The following is a 19,545-nucleotide window of genomic DNA, read 5'->3' as shown; positions in this document are numbered from 1 at the left end:
CCAGGCGAATATTAGACGTAAGGGAAACTTGACATGGCAAAGGCCTTGTTCAAACTCGGCAGGTTCTCCTACCTGCATAAATGGACTGTGATCATCGCGTGGTTCCTGATTTTGGCGGGGCTGGGCGGTGCAGTTGCCGCATTCCAGAAGGGGTTCATCGACCAGTTCTCGATCCCCGGCATGCCGTCGGCAACGGCTTCGCACGTGATTGAGGAAAAGTTCCCCGATGTTCCGAACCCAATTCGAGAGCAGCGTATTTATGTCGCCTTCGAGGCCCCCGAGGGGCAGAGGCTCGATGACCCACAGAATAAGGAAGCTGTTGACCAGGTCATTAACGGCATCCGCGACAATGTCGGCCAAATCGCCGACGATTTGCAGCTTCACAACCCGGTAGACCTCAACCCGAAGATGCAGGCGATGGTCAAGGAACAGGGCATGGCCGCCGGCCTGCCCAAGGATGTTGCCGAGGCCGATGCCAATGCCCTGCGTACCGTGTCCGATGACGGTCGCTACGGTATTTCCACCTTCGTATTCGATGCCAAGATGCCGCAGGACATCGAGCCGGAGAATATGCAGGCGCTTCTCGACGCCATGCAGGCCGGTCGTGACGCAGGTATCAAGGTCGAGGCCTCTGGCCCGGGCATGCAGCCCGCGATTGAGGTAGCGCCGACCTCGGAGATTATCGGTGTGACCGTGGCGTTTATCGTGCTGGTTGTCACCTTCGGCTCGCTGGTGGCTTCGTTCCTGCCTATTGTGACGGCGGTAGTGGGCATCATCATCGGTGTCTTCGGTGTGACATTGATGACCGCATTCACTGACGTCAACTCGATTACCCCGGTGCTTGCCGTCATGTTCGGCCTGGCTGTCGGTATTGACTACGCACTGTTCATCCTCTCTCGCTACAGGGCAGAAAGAGCCCGAGGGATGACCAATGAAGACGCCATCGGCATGGCTACGGGTACGGCGGGCTCCGCTGTGGTTTTCGCTGGCCTCACTGTGATCGTCGCGTTGGCAGCGCTGACGGTGGCCAAGGTGCCGTTCATGTCCCTGATGGGTATTTCGGCGGCAATCACGGTGGCCTTCACAGTGCTGGTCTCTCTGACCCTGCTGCCGGCAGTTATGTCTCTGCTGGGCGACAAGGTCTTCGCTGGCCGCGTGCCCGGCGTTGCTGGCAACCCCTCGCGTAATGCGCGCAAGGGACGCCGCTCTTCCTTCTTCGGCGAGATGACGATGGGGCGCCGTTGGGTCACCTTCGTGCACAAGGCCCCAGGATTGTTCCTGGTCGGCTGTATCGTCTTGCTGTTGGCGTTGGCCTACCCGGCTATGCACTTGAAGCTGGCGCTGCCGTCGGACTCTACTGCGGCGAAGGACAGCACAAACCGCAAGGCCATCACCATGATTGAAGAGGGCTTCGGCGCGGGACGAAATTCACAGCTCATCATTATTGCCAAGTCGGACGATGTGAAGCCCGATGCTCCGGTGCTCAAACCGCTTATCGAGTCCCTGAAGCAGACCAACCCGGAACTCTCTGACATAGAGGCCGCCCGCAAGGCTTCCTATAGCTACGCTGTCGACCAGTTCAAATCCAACGTCGGTGTCGAGCACATCCAGATGATTGGCCTGAATCATGACGGCACTGCGGTCAAGATGATCATGACCCCGAAGTCGGGTCCGCTCGATCCTGCGACCAAGCAACTGATGAACGCGGTGCGCGATCAGCAGAAGCAGATTGAGCAAACCACCGGCCTATTCACCGGTGTCACTGGCCTGGTTCCTATCGAAATTGACATCACCGACCGTCTCCAGGGCGCAATGCCGCTCTACTTGGGCGTTGTCGTGGGTCTGGCAGTGATTCTGCTGCTGATGATCTTCCGTTCCCTGATGGTGCCGGTAACTGCCGGCGTGGGCTTCTTGCTCTCTGTCGCAGCCGCATTCGGTGTCACGGTGGCATTTTTCCAGGATGGCCTCTGGGGTGTGATTAGCACTCCGGGTCCGCTGGTCAGCTTTGTGCCAATCTTCCTCATTGGTGTGACGTTCGGTTTGGCCATGGACTATCAGGTCTTCCTGGTTTCCCGCATGCGCGAGCATTACACCCACAACAAGGGTGAATCCTCGCCAGAGTCGAAGTACAACGCGGTCGAAGAATCGGTCGTTGAGGGCTTTACTCTCGGCGCTCGTGTGGTCACGGCCGCTGCGATTATTATGATCTCCGTCTTCGCGGCGTTCGCCGGGCAGCCCCTGGCGATCATCAAGGTATTCGGCTTCGCGCTGGGTGCCGCAGTGCTTTTCGACGCCTTCGTTATCCGCATGACCTTCATCCCGGCAGCCATGTTCCTGCTTGGCCGCGCTACCTGGTACATGCCGAAGTGGCTGGACAAGGTGCTGCCTTCTGTGGATGTCGAAGGCTCTGCCCTGGAAGAGGTTTCCGAGGAGCTGGTAGAGAAGGGCCGCCGCGAGCGTATGGCTCGCGGTGAGTCCCTGTTGCCCGAAAGCGAAGGCGCTGGGCGTGGCTTTGGCGACGCTGACGAGGACGAAGCAGACAGCGTCGATGGTGAAGTCGATGCTGGCGCAGCGGGCGCGGCTGGTGGTGCCGCTGTGGCTGTCGCGACCAAGAAGCGTAACCGCTGGATTCCGAAGCGGAAGAAGGCAAAGCTGAAGGAGCTTGAACCCGCTGACCAGGCCGAGCAGGACGAACTGTCTGCCCCGACGGCGCCAGCTGAGCCGGAGCAGCCGGCACAGCCAGAGCAGGCAGAACAGCCGGAGCAGGCAGAGCCGACCGAACCGACCGAACAGCTCATGCAGCCCGAGCCAGCTGAACCAACCGACGCCCAGCCGAACCCGGAAAATGCCACGGACGTCGAGGTCCGCCCGTACTACAGCCCGGCTCGCAGGCGGAAGAAGATCACTGTTGCGGAACTGATGAAACGCGAGGGTTTCCAAGAGGAGGCACCGCGTCACAACCGCGCCGTGTGGGACCCGGAAAACGCTGCCCACCCCGAGGAAAACGACAGCGCTGAGTAACTTGCGAATAGCACCCAGGTAACCTCAAGGCATTAGCACTGGACCACAACCAAGGAGCTTCATGTCGCAGTCGAGGACGACGGGCTTTGACGTCGTAAAGCAAATCGAAGGCGCGCGCGGACGTGCTGGCACCATCCACACCCCGCATGGTGATATTGCTACGCCGGCGTTCATTCCGGTCGGCACGAAGGCGACGGTGAAGACGCTCACGCCGGAGCAGGTGCGGTCCACCGGTGCGCAGGCGATGCTGTCGAACGCGTACCACCTGTACCTGCAGCCCGGCGAGGAGATTGTCGACCAGGCCGGCGGGTTGGCTAAGTTCTCCAACTGGAACGGCCCGACGTACACCGACTCCGGCGGATTCCAGGTGCTCAGCCTCGGTGCGGGCTTTAAAAAGACCCTCGCGATGGACGTCACCGGCATGCAGAAAGACGACATCGTCGCCGAGGGTAAGGAGCGCAACGCGTTCGTCGATGAGGACGGTGTGACTTTCCGTTCGCACATCGATGGCTCCGAGCACCGTTTCACGCCAGAGGTGTCCATGCGTATTCAGCACGCGCTGGGCGCCGACATCATGATGGCGTTCGACGAGCTCACCACGCTGATGAACACCCGCGGCTACCAGGAGGCATCCGTCGAGCGCACGCACCGCTGGGCGCGTCGATGCTTGGAGGCGCACAATGAGCTGACGATTGCGCGCGGTCAGGTTGACGCGCACGTCCATTCGCTTGACGACGGCCAGTTGCCCATCCAGCAGTTATTCGGTGTCGTCCAGGGTGCGCAGTACGAAGACCTGCGCCGCAAGGCCGCCCGCGGGCTGGTGGAGCTCTCCCGCGAGTTCGAGGACGCCGGCCAGCTCGGCTTCCACGGCTATGGCATTGGTGGGGCGATTGAGAAGCAGAACCTGGGCCTGATTTGCGGTTGGGTCAACGACGAGCTTCCCGACGACCGCGCCCGCCACTTACTGGGGATTTCTGAACCGGATGATATTTTCGCCGCTGTCGAGGCCGGTGCCGACACCTTTGACTGTGTGGCTCCGACGAGGCTTGCCCGACGTGGTGGTGTGTACACGCTCGATGGTCGGATGACCTTGACGAATGCCCGCTTCAAGAACGACTTCCGACCCGTGGATGCGGAGGTGCCCTCCTACACTTCGCTGAATTATTCCCGGGCCTACCTGCATCATCTGTTGAAGGCCAAGGAATACCTGGCTGGCACGCTGTGCACGATTCACAACCTGTTTTTCATGGTGCAGCTGGTGGAGAACATTCGCGCTGCGATCCTGGAGGACCGGTTCTTCGAGTACCGCGATGAGTTCATGGGCCGCTACTACGCCAACGGTGGCCGTGCGGTGGGGAATTAGGGGCCGGCTGGGGGCTGGGCTTCTACCTTTTCTCACTTCACGACAGCCATGTCACCTCGTGCCAGCTGTGGAGGTGGCATGAGGTGACACCCGTGGCGTGAAGTGGCAGGGAACACCCGAATCAGTCCAGTGGCGTGAAGTGGCGGCTGGGCGGGCCCGGGGGAAGCCCAGAAAACTAGACCTAGCTCTACTGCGCGAGGCAGTCTCAACCGGCATCATGGAGGACATGATCACGGTTGAACGACTCAGCAAGAAGTACGGTTCGAAATTAGCCGTCGATGACCTGTCCTTCACCGTTCCCGACGGTGTAGTGACAGGTTTTCTCGGCCCAAATGGCTCCGGCAAGTCCACCACCATGCGCTGCATGCTGGGCCTCGACGCCCCGACCACGGGCCAGGCCTTGTTCACCGGGACGGATTCCCTGGGCAACACCTACAGCAACCAGCCCTTTTCCACGCTGAAGAATAAGCCCAGCATCGCCGGCGCCATTCTGGATGCCGGATGGCACAATAAGGCTCGTTCGGGTCGCGCGCACCTGCGGGTTCTCGCCCGTGGTGCCGGCGTCCCTGACGCTCGCGTGGAGGAGTGCCTCGAGCAAGTTGGCATGACCGAGGCCGCAAAGGACAAGGTCGGCGGCTACTCGCTGGGTATGAAGCAGCGGCTGGGAGTGGCGGCAGCTCTGCTCGGCAAGCCGCAGCATCTGATCTTGGATGAGCCGGTCAACGGCCTCGACCCCGAAGGTGTCTCGTGGATGCGCCACACCATCAAGGCGCTGGCCGCACAGGGCTGCGCAGTCCTCGTGTCGTCGCACCTCCTTTCCGAGATGCAGCTCACCGCCGACCGCATCGTCGTCATCGGGCGCGGCCGCATGATCGGTGAGTACAGCATGGATGAGTTCCTCGCCGATGGCACGGTCATCGAAGTTGAGGTCGATGACCCTGCTCGGCTGCTACAGGCGTTGGGGCCGGTGGCGCAGGGGGTTGACGTCGATAAGCAATTGCGCATTCCGCTTTACGACGACATCAGCGAGCAGCAACTCCGCCGCGACATTGCGGCCGCTGCCCTGCGTGAGGGGCTGCTCGTGACGCGGTTGCAGACGAAGCGCGACAACCTGGAGGAAAAGTTCCTGGCTGCGACCCAGGAATCGCAGGAATACCGCGCGCAGGCGATTGGGCAGTAGGGGAGTGACTGAGATGAGTTTTGGAAACGCTTTGCGGTCGGAATGGACGAAGCTAGCCAGCCTGCGTGGCACGTGGGTGTATGTGGTGTTGTTGGTCGGCTCGATAGCTGGGCCGATGGCGGCTTTCAGCATGGCGGCGGACGTTGGTGCGACCGCTGATTGGGAAATGCTGCTGTTGGGGACCGTGATCTTCAACATGATTGTGATTGCCTTTGGTGGCTCCACCCTGGCGGGTGAGTACAACGATCAGATGAATGCGCATGCGTTCTTGACGCAGGACCGAAGGAGTCTGTGGCTGTCCGCGCGGATGACGCTGACGCTTGTGTTGATTGCTGTCTGTTGGGTCATTGGTGTGGCGCTTGCTTGGTTATCGGTGACGGTTTCCCCGCGCGTGGAGTTCAAGGGCGGCGACGCTGCCACGGACATGCTCGCCGGAGTGCTTGGCTTCGTTGTGTTTGGACTAATCGCGATGTCGCTAGGCGTTTTGACACGCTCGCGCGTGGCCGCTGTCGCCATTCCGTTGGTGTGGATCCTGGTGGTGGAGAGCATGCTGGAGTTCGCGGCAGCGGCGTATGCGATTTTCCGGCCACTGTGGCTGGTCACGCCGGGTGCACGCATTCAGCAGTTATCAACTCAGCTGGGTGGTCTGATGGCAAACCCGGAGAATCCTCGCACCGGCTTTGAGGCTGGCATGACGCAGCCGATGTGGTTCAACATCGTGGTGCTGGTGGCCTGGATCGTTGTGGCTGTTGGCGTTGCTCTTTGGGCCAATGCCAAACGGGATGTGAAGTAGAAAAACAAAATGAGCCGCGACTACTCGCATCTCAGGCGAGGTCGCGGCACTTTTCGTCGTTAAGCGGGAACGTGCGTGTCGTAGTAGCCTTCGCGGCGCTTGACCCACGCGATGACGGCGTAGGTGACTGGCATGACTACCATCTCGACGGCGGTCTTCCAGATGAAGCCGACGATGACGTAGTTGACGAAGGTACCCCAGGTGTCGATGCCGATAGCGGTGGCGGCGATGGAGCAGAAGATGAGCGTGTCGACGAACTCGCCAACCACAGTCGAGCCCATCAGGCGTGCCCAGAGAGCCTTTTCGCCAGTGCGTTTCTTAATTGCGTTGAGCGACCAGGCGTTGAGCAGCTGACCGACGACATAACCGGCCAGACCTGCGAGAACAAGCTGCGGGACGGTGCCGAGCACGGTGGCGAATGCTTCCTGATTTTCGTACCACGGTGCCGCCGGGAGCTTGATGGCGGCAAAGAAGCAGAGCATTGCGCCGGCGAGGATGGCGAAACCGGTCCACACGGTGCGGCGGGTGGCTTTGTAGCCATAGCACTCGGAAAGCACGTCGCCGATGACGTAGCTCAAGGGGAAGAGGAAGAAGGCACCGTCGGTGGCCAGGCCGAAGATTTCCACGCCTTTTGTGGCGGTGATGTTGGAGACAATCAGCACGCCGATGAAAATCGCCGTGAACATCGGGTACAGCGATTTCGGTACCGGGATGTGGCGTGGCGTGGTTGCTGTGGATTCGGACTTAGTTGCGTTCTCGGGCGCGTGCGAGGTGCTCACAGCGGCAGCCTCGGCGTTGCCCGGCCCAGACTTGGGCAGGTTTTCGTTATTTGTCACGGGAGGGAATGTTACCTGCAGCTTAGGGCTCCAAGCGAGTGCCGATGAAGTCTTCGAGGCCGACTTTGCCTTCCTCTGTGAGTTCGAGTCCGCGGGAGTCGGGGATTGGGGTCAACCAACCCTTTGAAATGAGGCCACGCAGGAGCGCGGCGCCGAGCGATCCGGCCAGGTGAGAATCGGCGTGTGTCCAGTCGTTGCAGAGGAATGCTGTCTTCCTGCTTGCATCGAGGCTGGATAGGCCTGTGCCGAGGTAGGCGAAGCATTTCTCGGCGTTGGGGCCAAAGGTGATGTCACCGGCGTCGGTGATGAGTGCTTCTTTGGCGAACAGAGCCCGCGTGAGTTGTACTCCGAGGGATCCTGCCAGGTGGTCGTAGCAAGACCGGGCGAAGGTAATTGCTGGTTGGTGCTCTGGGATAGGTGTGGCAGTGTCGGCGCCTGCAGCCTGGAAAAGATTGGCAATTACCTGGCGTATTGAAGGGTTAGCGATGGAATAGGTCGCGCTTTTCCCCTGTCGTTCGACATCGACGATTTCGGCTTCGCGGAGGCGTCGGAGATTGTTGGACAGCGTCGATTCGGCGATGTTGGTTGACTCGGCAAGGCTGCGCACGCGAGTGGGACCGTTTTTAAGGAGGTACTCCAGGATTGCCAGGCGCACGGGAGACGAGCATTCTGCGGCAATCGCGGCTGCCTGCTCGAAGTACGTGCGCTGTTTCATGGTGTTAGCGAATCACTTTGTGGTCTTTGAGGCAAGTGGTTGTGAGCGAAAGGGTGGGGCTGAACGGGCGTTTTGCGGTTTGTTTGGACGTGCCGACGTGAGGTGCTGCGGGTTAGTTCTGTCGAAAGTCTAGTCATCCAAACTATTTTGTGAAAACATACTTTCTATAACCGGAAAGTATGAAATGGCCGGAGGGGTGGAGATGACAGGTACGGCAGGTGACGCGAAGGCTGCGAGTACCGCAGATGCTGCTGATACTCGCGTGAACGCTACAAAGGCTGCGGGTGCTGTAAAAACCGCCAACGTCCGAGATGGAGCAGCACTCGCGCTGGGGCTGGTCATCGTAGTAATCGGCAGCACGATGCCTTCCGGACTCTATGCCATCTACCAGCGCGACTGGGGGCTGAGCACCGATAAAACCGTGGTGGTTTTTGCCTGTTACGCAGTAGGGGTCATCGTTACGCTGACCTACGGCCACTTGTCCGATTCACTCGGGCGAAAACCCATTGCGCTTACCAGCATGGGGTTGTCCTTGGTCTCAACACTGATGTTCTTGGCAGCGGCGCTGGTCGATTCACATGAGGCCGTCTTATATCTCGCCCGAATTGTGTCGGGCTTTTCCGTAGGGCTAGCAACCGGCTCGTTTACTGCTTTATTGCAGGAAAAATTGTTCACGCAGATTGGTGCTCTCACAAGCACGGTTGCGGTCTCCGGGGCATTGGCTCTGGGGCCGTTAGCCTCGGCTGTGGTGGCGCAGTTTTCATCGTCGCCGCTGCAGATGCCGTATTGGATTTACGCAGCGCTCACCGTGGTGTCGATGGTTGGTGTCGCTCGGGTGCGGGAGCGTAGCTTCGAGAGAAATTCGGTGAGCTGGCGGCCGCAGTTTGGTGTGGCTCGGGATGTGATTCGAGTTTTCATTCCGGGAGCGTTAGCGATTGGCTGTGCGTATGGAGTCAACGGTCTCTTCCAGTCCGTAGTTCCGCTGGCTGCGAAGGATATGGGCTTCGATACGCAGCTAAAGATTGCGTCGATTACGGCCTTGATGCTCGGAGCATCGGCAGTGACTCAGGTGATGCTCGGGCGGAGGGCGCAGCGGGTCTCATATCCGGTGGGGTTGGTGATTCTCGTGCTCGGGCTGGGCGGCGTAACACTGAGCTTGCTTAGCTCAACTGCTGTTTTGCTCGTTATTGCAACCGTTATCTGTGGTGTCGGCCAAGGAATCTCTTTCAAGTACTCTCTGCTGCGGGTTTCGGAAGCGGCACGTGGAAAGGATCTTGCTGCGACTGTTTCCAGCTACTACATCGTGGGCTACGTGGGAACGGCAGTTGGCCCGCTCGCGGCGGGTCTGAGTGGTGGAAGTAGCGCGGTGGTTGGAATTGTGTGTATCGCATTCGCAGCGCTATCCGTTGCGGTTGCAGTGGCGGGTAGTCGGCAAGCTGCGAAAGCCACGGCGGCTACGGAAACTACGGCAGCTACGTAGGGCGCGCGACATTAACTACCGTTGTAGCCATGTCGTCTAATCCAATCACCGGCCGCTACGCCCCTTCGCCGACCGGTCGGCTGCACCTGGGAAACCTGCGCACCGCATGGCGTGCCAGGTCAGTACCCCGTCACGTATCGTTCGCTTGACGGTGAGCGCCTCTCCGCGAAGACTATCGAATTTGTTTTCCTCTGTGAGCTCGAGTCCGCGGGAGCTAGAGGATGAGCGGGTTTAATTATTTTTTCTTGGCTCCACGCTTACTGCGAATCCTATTAACAATAAATGTAAAACAGCTCACAATCATGCCGGCAAGAGCAATTAGGCAGTAGAGCAGCGCACGATCTGTCTTAGCTGTAATAGCTGCTGTACTCATAACGGCAGTCTGGTTAGCTAGTTTGCTCAATGTGTACATCCCATTTGCGATGCCCAGGAGACAGAGGAGGCTCACGACTAGTCCGATAATGGAAATCGATGCTAGCCAATTTATGCGCAAACGTGATGACATTGTTCTCCTCTAAAAGATCCGCCTACAAAAGTCACGCATACATTAGACCCTTGATTTTATTGAGAGGGTATGAATGTCTTTCGAGTAAAAGATGAATTTCCTCCAAGATGATTTGAGTTATTCAACCGGAAATCTTTCCCCAAGATTTCAACTATCATCTTGGGGTCTCGCTAACATATTCCTGTGACCAGTTCCCAACGGTTGACTAATTTCACTTTACCCACCGGCCGCTACGCTCCTTCGCCGACCGGTCGGCTGCACCTGGGAAACCTGCGCACCGCTGTGTTGGCCTGGGCGCACGCCCGCGCGCAGGGCGGCCGCTTCATCGTGCGCATCGAGGACATTGACCGCCAGCGCTCCCGCCCCGAGCATGAGGCGCAGCAGCTCGCCGATCTCGAGGCCATCGGCATCGACTGGGATGGCGCCCCGGTCCGCCAGTCAGAACGCTCTGACCTGTATGAATCCGCGCTTGCCGACCTCACGCAACGCGGCCTGACCTATCCCTGCTTCTGCACGCGCCGTGAAATCCTCGCCGCCTCCTCCGCGCCACATGGCGTGCCAGGTCAGTATCCCGGCACGTGCCGTTCGCTTGACGACGAGCACCTCGCCGCGAAAAAGGCCGAATTTGCGGCGGCGGGGAGAAGGCCGTCGATACGCCTGAAATCGCAGGTGAGTGAGGGGGCCGCGACCGATGAACTGCATGGTGAGATTACCGCCCCGATCGATGACTTTGTCCTCCAGCGTGCCGATGGCATGTGGGCCTACAACCTCGCCGTCGTCGTCGATGATGCCGAGCAGGGTGTGACCGAGGTCGTGCGTGGTGATGACCTGATGTCTTCCGCCCCGCGACAGGCGTACTTAGCTGGTCTTTTGGGGAATGCGACGCCTTCGTTCGTGCACGTGCCTCTGGTGGTGAACTCTGAGGGGCGGCGGTTGTCCAAACGTGATGGCGACGTGACTCTCGGTGAGGTGCCCGTGGATGCAGCGCAGCGGTGGATTCTGGATTCGCTCGGTGGCGGTAACGGCAGTGATGGTGGCGGGAGTGCCGAGCTCGACTCCATCGCTGACCTCCCGGAAGCCCTGCGTGCGGGTCTGGAAATTCCTCGCGAGCAGGTGATTTTCTAGGGGCCGCTTCGTTACCCTCGGGGCATGCCTACTCTTCTCGTCGTCCACCATTCCCCGACCCCGCTCCTGCAAGAAGTCTTAAACCATGCGCTAGAGGGCGCCAACGACCCCGCGCTAGAGGGCGTGGATGTCAAGGTTGTCGAGGCTCTCGACGCCACCATCGATGACCTGACCAGCGCCGACGCCATCCTGCTCGGCACCTCCGCCAACTTTGGCTACATCTCCGGCGCGCTCAAGCACTTCTTCGACACCACCTTCCGGGAAGCTCAGGAAGTCACCAAGGGGCTGCCATTTTCCTACTGGATCCGCGGCGGCTTCGACACCACCGGCGCGGAAAACGCCATGAAAACCATCACGACCGGCTACAAGTGGGAGCTTGCGGCCGAGCCCGTCGTGTTTGTCGGTTCGCTTGACGACGACATCCCCGACCGCCTGGTAAATCTCGGTGGCACCATGGCTGCCCAAATTTTGGGCTGATTGAAGATTTAGTGTCGGGACCGTGAAATAATGGTCTGGTGAAAGATTCAGGGGCACAAGGGTCGCAAGTGACGTCGTCAAGCGAGAAAAACCATAAGCCCATGATGAGTCTGCTGGGGCCTGCGTTTGTGGCGGCGATCGCCTACGTGGACCCCGGAAATGTGGCTGCGAACCTGTCCGCGGGCGCGAGCTACGGGTACCTGCTGCTGTGGGTGCTGGTGGTGTCCAACCTCATGGCGATGGTTGTGCAGTACCTGTCGGCGAAGTATGGCCTGGTGACGGGGCGGTCGCTGACTGAGGGCGTTGCCGACCGCTTCGGTTCGAACCGGCCGGGGCGGCTGGCGTACTGGGTGCAGGCCGAGATTGTGGCAGCAGCGACGGATGTGGCGGAAATTATTGGTGGTGCCACCGCGCTGTATCTGCTCTTCGGAACGCCGATGCTGCTCGGTGGCGTCATTGTCGGTGTGGTCTCGCTGGGGCTGTTGCTGCTGCAGGGCGGGCGGTCGCAACGCACTTTTGAAGGCGTGATTGTGGCGTTCCTGCTGGTCATTACGGTGGGGTTCCTGGCCGGGCTGTTTGTCACGGGCTTGAGCCTCGGGGAGATGGCCAACGGAATTCTGCCGCGCTTCCAGGGCGCGCACACCGTGGTGCTGGCGGCGTCCATGCTGGGCGCGACCGTGATGCCGCATGCGGTCTACCTGCACTCCGGGCTGGTGCGCGACCGCGAGTACAAGGTGGAAGATGACGCTTCGCTGCGCCAACACCTGCGGGCCACGCGTATCGATGTCTTCGGTGCGCTCGTGCTGGCTGGGTCGGTGAATATTGGCATGCTGTGTCTGGCGGCCGAAGCACTTCCGGGAGTGGAGGGGACTGACTCCATCGAAGGCGCCCACGCTGCCGTGACCAGCGCACTTGGTCCTGTGGTGGGCGTGCTTTTCGGCGTTGGGCTGCTGGCCTCCGGGCTGGCGTCGTCCTCTGTCGGCTGCTACGCCGGCGACCTGATTATGCGTGACCTGTTGAAAGTGCACGTGCCGATGCTGGTGCGCCGCGTAGTCACCATCATCCCGGCGCTGCTGATTATCGTCAGCGGTGCGGAGCCGACCTGGGCGCTGGTGCTCAGTCAGGTGGTGCTGTCGATTGGTATCCCGTTTGCGCTGGTCCCGCTGGTGTATATGACCTCCTCGCGTGCTGAGATGGGCATCTGGGCCAACACCCCACTACTGCGCCGAGTCGCGTGGGTTATCTGTGGGCTCATTATCGCGCTCAACGTGGCGCTGGTGGTCCTGGTGCTGATGGGGAAGGGGTAGTCAGCGGACGAGGTGGAAGGCGGCAGCTTTCGGGAGTGGCGGGGGAGGGGCTTCGTCGTAAAGCGTGCTCTTGACGGTAGACAAAGCTGTCTAGTTGGTGTTAGGGTGGGCGACACGATCACTAGATATCGACGAGAAATGGCCTTTGACAGCGTCGATAGGCAACCGCCCGATTCGCGGATCCGGTGCCCCAAAGGAAGATCAGCCCCACAGATCGCCTGCGGGGAAGAGCGAATAGGAGCGCAAAATGCACACCACAATAAGCGACGTCCACATCGTCCACCTCAGCCGTCACACTGCTGACCTCCTCGTCGACGGCCGCCCCGTCGCCATCCGGCTGCAAGAAGCCGACATCGACCCCCACTCCCGGAATCTCGTCCAACTACCCGTCGACCCCGCCTTCTATGCCACCCTCCGCGGCCAACAACGCGCCGACTACCTCAGCGCCCATGTCCGCGACGGCGTGCGCTACGGTCGCATCCTCTGGCACGAGCTTGACGACGGCCGCCACTTCCTCACCATCCCCACCATCGGCGGTTACCACGTGCACCAGGTCTTTGAGGTTCGCCGAAGCCGCGAGGGAGTGTGGAGCCGGCACTGAGCGTGGTGCAGTGAGCTTCGCGTGATGGACGTGGCGTTGCGTGGATGAGCGTGGCGCGTCTGGTGTGATGAGCGTGGCGCGTCTGATGTAGTGAGCGCGGCATTGCGTGGGTGAGCGTGGTGATGAGCGCGGCGCGGATGCGAGCAGGAAACTCTCCGCCTAGCCTTGGGCTATGCAGGTACGAGACTCCGCAACGCCCCCGTTCTGGCCCACCGAAGGCGAAGGCGACTTTTACACCGACGCCGCCGCAGCCGTCGACCGGCTCACCGAAATCCACCGGGCAGGAATGGCCTACCTAGTCGAGCAGTACACCGCCGCCACCGAAGGGAATTCCGGGAGTGGGCCGGTGCGCGCCTACTACCCCGAACTACGCTTCACCGTCCCCGCTGGCAGCGCCGTCGAGGATGTCGACCCCTCCCTGTCACACGGCTTCGTCGACCGTCCGGGAGTGTATGCCACCACCATCACCCGCCCGGTGATGTTCCGTACCTACCTCATCGAGCAAATTACCGACCTGCTCGCCAATCACGGCGGCGAAGTCGAGGTGCGCGTCTCCGACCAGCCCATCCCACTGCGGATGTGCCGCGGTTTCGATGCGGCTGCCGAGGAAGCGGCGGGGAGGGAAGGGGCGTCGGCAAGCATGTTGGCGGCAGTGGAGAAAACGTTCACCCCCATCGACTCCGCCTGCATCGACGACACCATCGCCGACGGCGAAGCCGACTACCTGGGCCTTCTCATCAAGCCTTTGAGCCTCTTTACCGCCCAGCGCATCGACCTCGCCCTCCAGCGCCTCGAGCACTACACCGGGTCGCACGCCGCAAACATCCAGCGCTTCGTGCTGTTCACCAACTACCAGCTGCACACTGATGTGTTCCTCGAATACGCCGCCACCCTCACTCCCGGAAATCCGCACGGGTACACGGCGCTGGCGTGCCCGGGTGGGAAGCGCTACGACATCGGCGCCATCCCCACTCCCGGAATCTGCCGTCAGCATGCGCACGCCTCGCAGATGCCGGCGTACCACCTGCTTCGCGACGACCAATGCGGCATCACCATTATCGACATCGGCGTCGGCCCCTCGAATGCCAAAACCATCACTGACTGCCTGGCCGTCACGCGACCGCACTGCTGGATGATGGTCGGACACTGCGCCGGCCTCGACGGCCGCATGCGCATCGGCGACATGATTCTCGCCAACGGCTACGACCGCGCCGACGGAGTCCTCGACAACTACGTGCCCCTGGAAAAACCCATCCCACCGATTGCGGAAATTCAGCTCGCCGTCACCAACGCGCTCGCCCGCGTCTCCGGGCTTTCCGGCGATGAGCTGAAAAAGCGCCTGCGCACCGGCACCGTTCTGTCGACCTCCGACCGCAACTGGGAGTGGCGCTCCCAGGCCGACCTCTACCGGGAGCTACAGAAATCCACCGCCATCGGCGTCGAAATGGAATCCGCCACCATCGCCGCCAACGGCTACCGCTTCCGCGTGCCCTACGGCGCGCTGCTCAGCGTCTCGGACATGCCGCTACACGACAAACCAAAACTCCCGAAATCCGCCCGCGAGTTCTACCAATCCTCCAAGGAAGAGCACCTCATGGCCGCTGTACGCGCGTGCGAGGACATGGCCGCGGCTCCCGATGCCCTCCACTCCCGGAAGTTGCGCCGGCCAGTGGGGGAAGTCGCGTTCCGGTAGGGCACTTCCGGTAGGGCGTCGTCAAGCCCGTTTGTGCAGATTGTGCATGCTTTACGACGGCTGTGGACAACGCCAAAAAGCGATTGAAGCCGCCCACTCCCGGACGCTAGCCTTAGCCCCATGACGACATTGGGACTGCTCAGCGCGCTGGCGACACGGGGTATTGACGTGCTCGCCGACCTGCGCGCCGCACTCCCGGAAAAATCCACCGGACATCGGGAGTTGGCAGCCAGCATCGGCTTCGACCCCTTCCGGCTCAAGCGTCTGCTGCGCTGCGCCGAGCGACTGTTCGGCACCGTCGAGGGCGATGTCGATATTGAATCCCGCGACAAGGCCGTCGCGGTCGCCCGGGAGCTGAAGCTGTCGCTGGACACGGTCATGCAGATCGACAAGCGCTCCGGGCAGCTCAACAACGTCGAAATCCGGGAGTACTACCGCCTGGACTTCACCCGCGCCGCCGCTGCCTACGACTTCGAGGGGCTCGATACCTACATGCGTGCCAAGGTCAAGGAGCTCAATCGCGCCGACGAGCCGCCGCAGCACCTGCGCGCCCACGTCTCCCGGAATCCGGACATCCGCGGGATGAAGCATCTGCAGGTCACCGGTCCGGCGAACATGATTGATGACCTGGTCGCGCCGCTGACCGTGCGCGCAGCCGAAATCGCCAAAGCGCACGAGGATTACACCCGGGATCGGTGTATCGGTCAGGCGCTGGCAGAACGCTTGGCGTACGGGTCGGAGGGGCCGCTTGACGACGTCGACAAGCTCCGTTACCAGCCCGCGCTCATCGTAACCGCGCAAGACATCGTGGAGTACAGTCCGCGGTTTGCGGCGACCTCCAACGGCTCCGTCCTCACTCCCGGACAATTCGTCGAGGCATTGCTCGCGGATACCGGCTGGGTGCTGGTCTACGACGAGCACAACACGCCGACCGACCTACTCCCGATACACAACCCGCGCCTGGCGACGGAGGAACAGCGCATCGCGATGATCCTCGACAATCCCATCTGCGCGTGGCCCGGGTGCCCGCGCCCCGCCCACGCCGGGCAGGCCCATCACCTGGTCGCCAGAAAAAACGGGGGCACCACGACCATGGAAAACATGGTCATGACCTGCAAAGAGCACAACGCCGCCAACGATGACGACAGGCAAGGCCTCAACGGGCATCTCGAGCGTGACGACGGCTCCGGCGCGGTCTACCGTCACCCGCCGTCTCCGCACGCGCCGCCCGAATTCAACCTTGCCTTCCCGACAGCCCTCGCGGGGCGGGCCTACTCGGGCTACCGTCAGCGCGAATAGCTTTACAGATATACCCATAGGGGGTATATCTTGGGGTATGGCTAATCAAACTTTTACTGTTACTGGCATGACATGCGGACACTGCGAGGCATCGGTGCGGGAGGAAGTCTCTGAACTCCCGGGAATCACTGATGTCCAGGTTGACCGCTCCCGGAATTTCCTTTCCGTGACCTCGGATGCAGACATTGACACCGCGGCCATAATCGCAGCAGTGGATGAAGCTGGCTACAAGGCGGCCGCAAACTAACCCCCCCCAAACTAAACCCCCAAAGAGGAAAGCGGATGTCTGAGCAGCAACTTCTCACCCTTGATATCCCCGTCGGCGGGATGACTTGTGCGTCGTGCGCAAACCGTGTTCAACGCAAGCTGAACAAACTCGATGGCGTTAACGCGAGCGTGAACTATGCGACCGAGAAGGCGCATGTGGAGGCGCCGTCGGACATCAACCCGCAGCAACTGATCGACACAATCGTGGCAGCGGGGTACACCGCTGAGCTTCCGCAGGAGGAGCCCGAACAGGAACCGGGTGCTGCTCCCGAAGAGAAAGACCGGGAGCTGGAAGACCTGCGTAACCGTGTCATCGGCGCTGTCATCCTCACCACTCCCGTCATCGCAATTTCGATGATCCCTGCCCTCCAGTTCACTAATTGGCAGTGGCTGTGTCTCACGCTCTCGGCGCCGGTCTTTGTGTGGGCCGGCTGGCCGTTCCACCGCGCGACACTGAAGAATCTGCGTCATGGCGAGGTCACCATGGACACGCTGATCACCATGGGGACTACCGCCTCGTTCCTCTGGAGTGTCTGGGCTCTGTTTTTCGGCCGCGCCGGGCTGCCGGGGCTCAAGCACGAGTTCCACTTCACGGTCACTCCCGGTGATGCCGATATGAACATCTACCTCGAGGCGATGGCTGGCATCATCATGTTTGTGCTGATTGGTCGTTACTTCGAGAAGCGCTCCAAGCGCAACGCCGGTCAGGTACTCCGGGAGTTGATGAAGCTCGGCGCAAAGGACGTCTCCGTTCTCGAAAGTTCGGGAGTGGAGAAGCGGCTGCCCGTGGAACAGCTCCGTCCGGGAGTGGTGTTCGTCGTTAGGCCTGGTGAGAAGATCGCGACGGACGGCGTTGTCGTGGAGGGAGCGTCGGCGGTGGATGCGTCGATGCTGACCGGCGAGCCGATGCCTGTCGAGGTCGGCCCCGGCGATGAGGTGACGGGGGCGACGATTAATACGTCTGGGCGGCTGCTTGTGCGGGCGACGCGAGTGGGCTCGGAGACGCAGTTGGCGCAGATGGCGGCGATGGTCGAGGCGGCGCAGACGGGTAAGGCGCCGGTGCAGCGGCTGGCGGATCGGGTTTCGGGAGTGTTCGTGCCCGCCGTCATCGCGATCGCCGCGGTCACGCTGGGCGCGTGGTTGCTTACGGGGCACGGCGCGAGTGAGGCGGTCACGGCTGCGGTCGCTGTGCTCATCATCGCGTGCCCGTGTGCGCTTGGCTTAGCGACGCCCACAGCGCTCCTGGTCGGCACGAGTGAAGGTGCCAAGGCTGGTGTGTTGCTGCGTGGTCCGGAGGTGCTGGAGTCGGCGCGGAAGGTCGATACGGTTGTGCTGGATAAGACCGGCACGGTGACTACGGGTGTGATGGAGTTGACGGAGGTCCCTCCCACTCCCGAAAATTTGCTGCCGCTTGCTGCTTCGGTGGAGGCAGCGTCGCACCACCCGATTGCGCAGGCGATTGTGCGTGCGGCGGATCCGAATTCTCTACTCCCGGTTTCGGATTTCCGGGATATTCCGGGAGTGGGGGTTGAAGGCACCGTGGATGGCCACCGCATCGAGGTCGGCCGCTCTGGGGAAAATTCCGGGGTGGTTGCGGTGCGCCGCGACGGCGAGCTCCTGGGCACGTTGGCGGTATCGGATTCGGTGAAGTCGACGTCGGCGGCTGCGGTCGCGAAATTCCGGGAGTGGGGGGTGCGGCCGATTCTGCTGACCGGCGACGCCGCCACCCCCGCGTTTCGGGTCGCGGAAGAGGTCGGTATTGCTCGCGAGGATGTGATTTCGGGAGTGATGCCGGAGGATAAGGTCGCGACGATTGAGAAGTTGCAGGCTGACGGCGCGTGTGTGGCGATGGTCGGCGATGGCATCAATGATGCTGCGGCTCTTGCGCAGGCGGATTTGGGCATGGCGATGGGCACGGGCACCGATGTGGCGATGGAGGCTGCGGATATCACGCTGGTGCGTGGTGATTTGTTGGCGGCTGCGGATGCGCTGCGGTTGTCGCGCCGGACGCTCCGCACGATTCGGTCGAATCTTTTTTGGGCGTTTTTCTATAACGTTTTGGCAATTCCTGTCGCCGCGCTGGGGTTGTTGAATCCGATGTTGGCTGGCGCTGCGATGGCGTTTTCGTCGGTTTTTGTGGTCGGCAACAGTCTGCGTCTGCGCGGTTTTTCTCCGAGTCAATCAGATAGTCAAAAAGGAGTAGCTCATGAGTGAGTCTTGTTGTTCGTCGCAATCGCATTCGCTTGACGACGATTCTTGCTGCCATGACACCACTGATCCCGGTTATCTCGTGGAGAAGCGGCGTTATGAGTCCCGTATTCGTCGCATTGAGGGGCAGGTTCGTGGCATTGGTCGGATGATTGAGAACGAAGAGTACTGTATCGATGTTTTGACCCAGATTTCGGCGGTGAATTCGGCGTTGAAGTCGTTGGCGTTAACTCTTCTGGATGCTCACCTTCATCACTGTGTGGTGCATGCGGCTGAGGGCGGCCAGGAGGAATTGGATGCCAAGCTGGAGGAGGCGTCGGCGGCGATTGCTCGTCTGGCTAAGTAACTCCCGGAAAAATTCCGGGAGTGGGAAGGGGATGTCGTGAAGCGAAACGGCGAAACGGCGGTCGGCTTTCGCTTCTGGTTGTTGGTTGCGTGGGTTGTGTCGGGAGTGCCGCTTAAACGTCTCGTTTTCCCTGGTGATTGGCGTGTTTTGGGAAAACCGGGTTTGTTGGGTAGTCTTTAACGACGTTGGAGGATTCGACTAGCGGCCTATGTCACACGCCTGGAACGCGTGCGGGAGTCACATCCCTCGTGGGTTCAAATCCCACATCCTCCGCAGAGTGAAAACCCCCGGTATACGCCGGGGGTTTTCTTGTTTTTGGCCACAACGGC

16 protein-coding genes, 1 tRNA gene, 1 pseudogene and 1 riboswitch are annotated in these 19,545 nt (G+C 60.9%); of the genes and pseudogenes, 16 read left to right on the top strand and 2 right to left on the bottom strand.

Going from position 1 to position 19,545, the window contains the following annotated elements; genetic code table 11:
• Positions 1-33 precede the first annotated feature (33 nt).
• From CORAM0001_RS06395 to CORAM0001_RS06380, 4 genes and pseudogenes are all read left to right on the top strand, one after another.
• Positions 34-2,457 (top strand): annotated as a pseudogene (locus CORAM0001_RS06395) (MMPL family transporter); the annotation flags it as partial.
• Between the two features lie 625 nt (positions 2,458-3,082).
• Complete coding sequence (gene tgt, locus CORAM0001_RS06390; protein ID WP_005510890.1) at positions 3,083-4,384, top strand: tRNA guanosine(34) transglycosylase Tgt; 1,302 nt, start codon at positions 3,083-3,085, stop codon at positions 4,382-4,384.
• 226 nt (positions 4,385-4,610) lie between these two features.
• Positions 4,611-5,564, top strand: coding sequence for an ABC transporter ATP-binding protein (locus CORAM0001_RS06385; RefSeq protein WP_005510868.1), 954 nt, complete (start codon positions 4,611-4,613; stop codon positions 5,562-5,564).
• Positions 5,565-5,577: 13 nt separating this feature from the next.
• On the top strand, positions 5,578-6,357 hold the full coding sequence (locus CORAM0001_RS06380) for an ABC transporter permease (protein ID WP_040361429.1): 780 nt from the start codon (positions 5,578-5,580) through the stop codon (positions 6,355-6,357).
• 59 nt (positions 6,358-6,416) lie between these two features.
• Here the strand turns inward: CORAM0001_RS06380 and CORAM0001_RS06375 are convergent, their stop codons facing one another.
• Both CORAM0001_RS06375 and CORAM0001_RS06370 read right to left on the bottom strand, forming a co-directional pair.
• Positions 6,417-7,193, bottom strand: a complete 777-nt coding sequence (locus CORAM0001_RS06375) for a queuosine precursor transporter (protein ID WP_005510854.1) — start codon at positions 7,191-7,193, stop codon at positions 6,417-6,419.
• A gap of 22 nt (positions 7,194-7,215) precedes the next feature.
• Positions 7,216-7,908, bottom strand: a complete 693-nt coding sequence (locus CORAM0001_RS06370) for an ArsR/SmtB family transcription factor (RefSeq protein ID WP_005510924.1) — start codon at positions 7,906-7,908, stop codon at positions 7,216-7,218.
• A 202-nt stretch (positions 7,909-8,110) separates the two neighbouring features.
• Between CORAM0001_RS06370 and CORAM0001_RS10895 the strand changes: the two genes are divergently transcribed.
• From CORAM0001_RS10895 to CORAM0001_RS06315, 12 genes are all read left to right on the top strand, one after another.
• Positions 8,111-9,388, top strand: coding sequence for an MFS transporter (locus CORAM0001_RS10895; RefSeq protein ID WP_157752538.1), 1,278 nt, complete (start codon positions 8,111-8,113; stop codon positions 9,386-9,388).
• A 29-nt stretch (positions 9,389-9,417) separates the two neighbouring features.
• Entirely contained in the window at positions 9,418-9,537 is a 120-nt protein-coding gene (locus CORAM0001_RS11515) for a glutamate--tRNA ligase family protein (RefSeq protein WP_244262009.1), read from the top strand.
• Between the two features lie 539 nt (positions 9,538-10,076).
• Positions 10,077-11,018: a tRNA glutamyl-Q(34) synthetase GluQRS gene (gene gluQRS, locus CORAM0001_RS06360; protein WP_005510963.1), complete on the top strand. Its 942-nt coding sequence runs from the start codon at positions 10,077-10,079 to the stop codon at positions 11,016-11,018.
• A gap of 24 nt (positions 11,019-11,042) precedes the next feature.
• Entirely contained in the window at positions 11,043-11,495 is a 453-nt protein-coding gene (locus CORAM0001_RS06355; RefSeq protein ID WP_005510893.1) for a flavodoxin family protein, read from the top strand.
• A 68-nt stretch (positions 11,496-11,563) separates the two neighbouring features.
• On the top strand, positions 11,564-12,802 hold the full coding sequence (locus CORAM0001_RS06350) for an Nramp family divalent metal transporter (RefSeq protein WP_005510940.1): 1,239 nt from the start codon (positions 11,564-11,566) through the stop codon (positions 12,800-12,802).
• 116 nt (positions 12,803-12,918) lie between these two features.
• Positions 12,919-13,039: riboswitch (SAM riboswitch) on the top strand.
• Between the two features lie 10 nt (positions 13,040-13,049).
• The gene (locus CORAM0001_RS06345) at positions 13,050-13,403 is read left to right on the top strand and encodes a hypothetical protein (RefSeq protein WP_005510884.1); all 354 of its coding nucleotides are present in this window, start codon (positions 13,050-13,052) and stop codon (positions 13,401-13,403) included.
• Between the two features lie 172 nt (positions 13,404-13,575).
• Positions 13,576-15,096: an AMP nucleosidase gene (locus tag CORAM0001_RS06340; RefSeq protein WP_005510969.1), complete on the top strand. Its 1,521-nt coding sequence runs from the start codon at positions 13,576-13,578 to the stop codon at positions 15,094-15,096.
• 120 nt (positions 15,097-15,216) lie between these two features.
• The gene (locus CORAM0001_RS06335) at positions 15,217-16,395 is read left to right on the top strand and encodes an HNH endonuclease signature motif containing protein (RefSeq protein ID WP_005510879.1); all 1,179 of its coding nucleotides are present in this window, start codon (positions 15,217-15,219) and stop codon (positions 16,393-16,395) included.
• A 37-nt stretch (positions 16,396-16,432) separates the two neighbouring features.
• Positions 16,433-16,642 carry a heavy-metal-associated domain-containing protein gene (locus CORAM0001_RS06330; protein WP_005510971.1) on the top strand — a complete coding sequence of 70 codons (210 nt, stop codon included), beginning with the start codon at positions 16,433-16,435 and terminating at the stop codon, positions 16,640-16,642.
• Positions 16,643-16,677: 35 nt separating this feature from the next.
• Positions 16,678-18,876 carry a heavy metal translocating P-type ATPase gene (locus CORAM0001_RS06325; protein ID WP_005510977.1) on the top strand — a complete coding sequence of 733 codons (2,199 nt, stop codon included), beginning with the start codon at positions 16,678-16,680 and terminating at the stop codon, positions 18,874-18,876.
• Positions 18,869-19,216: a metal-sensitive transcriptional regulator gene (locus CORAM0001_RS06320; RefSeq protein ID WP_005510950.1), complete on the top strand. Its 348-nt coding sequence runs from the start codon at positions 18,869-18,871 to the stop codon at positions 19,214-19,216. The genes CORAM0001_RS06325 and CORAM0001_RS06320 overlap by 8 nt, the downstream gene beginning before the upstream one ends.
• Positions 19,217-19,403: 187 nt before the next feature.
• Positions 19,404-19,489 (top strand) — tRNA-Ser (locus CORAM0001_RS06315).
• Positions 19,490-19,545 lie beyond the last annotated feature (56 nt).

The sequence above is a fragment of the Corynebacterium amycolatum SK46 genome (assembly GCF_000173655.1).
GTDB lineage: Bacteria > Actinomycetota > Actinomycetes > Mycobacteriales > Mycobacteriaceae > Corynebacterium > Corynebacterium amycolatum_A.
The sequence above is the reverse complement of the archived record's forward strand: the minus strand, read 5'-3'. Positions and strand labels throughout refer to the sequence as shown.